The organism is Micromonospora maritima (assembly GCF_902825405.1).
Lineage (GTDB): Bacteria > Actinomycetota > Actinomycetes > Mycobacteriales > Micromonosporaceae > Micromonospora > Micromonospora maritima.
Genome location: NZ_CADEAU010000751.1, coordinates 1 through 1957, shown reverse-complemented (window position 1 = coordinate 1957; position 1957 = coordinate 1). Strand labels below are relative to the sequence as shown.

The window sequence follows — 1957 nt, the reverse complement described above, 5'->3', positions numbered from 1 at the left end:
GGTGGCCCGCCGGCTCGTCGGGTTGCTGCGGCAACCGTCGGCGCGCCGGTTCGGGCTGCTCCTGATGCTGCTCGCCGGGTTCGGCGTGACGCTGCTGTTGGTGCCCCGGCCGGACCCGGCCGACCTGCCCCGGCTCGCCGACGCGCTCGGCGGCTACGGTCCGGTGGCGGCCGTGGTCGGCGGCGCGCTGCTGCTGGTGGCGCTGGTGCCCCGCACGTTCGTGACGCTGGCCGCGGGCGCGATCTTCGGTCCGGTGCAGGGCGCCGCGTACGCGCTCGGCGCGGCGCTGCTCGCGGCGGCGCTCGGCTTCGCCGTCGGCCGGCTGCTCGGCCGTGACTTCGTCGCCGAGCGGGTACGCGGTCGGCTGGCCCGCCTCGACGGCTGGTTCGCCCGGCAGAGCGTGTTCGGGGTGATCACGGTCCGGTTGCTGCCGATCGCCGGTTTCGGGCTGGTCAGCTACGGCTACGGCACCACGGCGGCCCGCGTCCTGCCGTTCCTCGCCGGCAGCGTGATCGCCTCCGCCCCCACCGCCATCGGCTACGCCGCGATCGGCGCGGCGGTGAGCAGTCCCGGTTCGATCAACTGGTACGCGGCCGCGCCGGCCAGTCTCGGCCTGATCGCCAGTGTGCTGATCATCCACCGGTGGTGGCGGGCCGAACGGCACCGCCGGCTCGGCCCGAGCTGACGTGACCGGCTTTGGGGAGACGCTGCCCGGCGGCTTCGTCGCCGAGGTGGTCCGCGTCGGCGACACGGTCCGTCGGACCCCACCGGCGAACGCCACGTTCGTCGCCGCGCTGCTGCGCCACCTGGCGGCCACCGCGCCCGGGGTCGCGCCCGCGTACCTCGGGGTGGACGAGCGGGGTCGCCAGGTGCTCTCCCACGTCGAGGGCCGGGTGCCCTGGCGCGACCGGGAGGACGCGGCCTTCTTCAGCGACGCCGCACTGACCCGGCTCGCCGGCCTGGTCCGGTCGCTGCACGACGCCTGCGCCGGCACCGATCTGGCCGCCGACGCCGAGACGGTCTGCCACCGGGACCTGTCGCCGAAGAACACGGTGTACCGGGACGGCCCGGACGGTCCGACCCCGGTGGCGCTGCTGGACTGGGACCTGGCCGCGCCGGGGCGGCGGATCGAGGACGTGGCGTTCGCCGGCTGGCACTGGGCCACCCTCGGCGGCGACGCCGACCCGGCCGAGCTGGGCCGCCGCTGCCGGCTGCTCTGCGACGCCTACGAAGGGCCGAGCGGCCGCCTGCTCCCCCGCGACGAACTGGCAGGTGTCCTGCTCGACCAGGTCGAGGGCACCTGGCGCGGCATCGCCGCCGGCGCCGACCGGGTCGTCCTGCTCTGCGGCCCCCGCGGCCGCGCCGCCGCCGACCTCCTCCCCGGCGTCGACGAGATCGTCGAATGGTCGCTGCCGTGGATCGACGGATCTCCCGAGCCGGTGGATCCGGAGGACATGCGGCGGCTCACCGCCCGGCTCGCCGCCGTCGGCGCCGACGACGCCGTCATCTTCACCAGCTTCCACCAGTCACCCCTGCCCCTGGCCCTGCTCCTGCGCCTCGCCGGCATCCCCCACATCAGCGCCATCAGCGACGACTACCCCGGCGCCCTGCTCGACGTCCGCCACCGCGTCCCCGCCGGCGTACCCGAGCCGGAACGCGCCCTCTCCCTCGCCGCCGCCGCCGGCTACCCCCTGCCCCCCGACGACGAACCCGCACTCCGCCTGCGCACCGACCTGGCGGGGCCGGTCCCGGACCGGCCGGCCGGCGACTACGTCGTGGTGCATCCGGGCGCGTCGGTGCCCGCCCGCGCCTGCCCGCCCCGGCGCTGTGCGGAGATCGTCGCCGCGCTGGCCGCCGACGGCCACCGGGTGCTGGTCACCGGCGGACCCGACGAGCGGGCGCTGACCGCGCAGGTGGCCGCCGCCGGTGGCGTCGACCTCGGCGGGACGACCGGCCT

At 77.0% G+C, this 1957-nt stretch carries 2 protein-coding genes; both read left to right on the top strand.

What is annotated here, in order from left to right:
* Position 1 precedes the first annotated feature (1 nt).
* Positions 2-685 carry a TVP38/TMEM64 family protein gene (locus HUW36_RS31890; RefSeq protein ID WP_174531459.1) on the top strand — a complete coding sequence of 228 codons (684 nt, stop codon included), beginning with the start codon at positions 2-4 and terminating at the stop codon, positions 683-685.
* A gap of 1 nt (position 686) precedes the next feature.
* Positions 687-1957, top strand: a 1271-nt coding sequence (locus HUW36_RS31885) for a phosphotransferase (RefSeq protein ID WP_174531458.1), incomplete at its 3' end; no start/stop codon positions are given.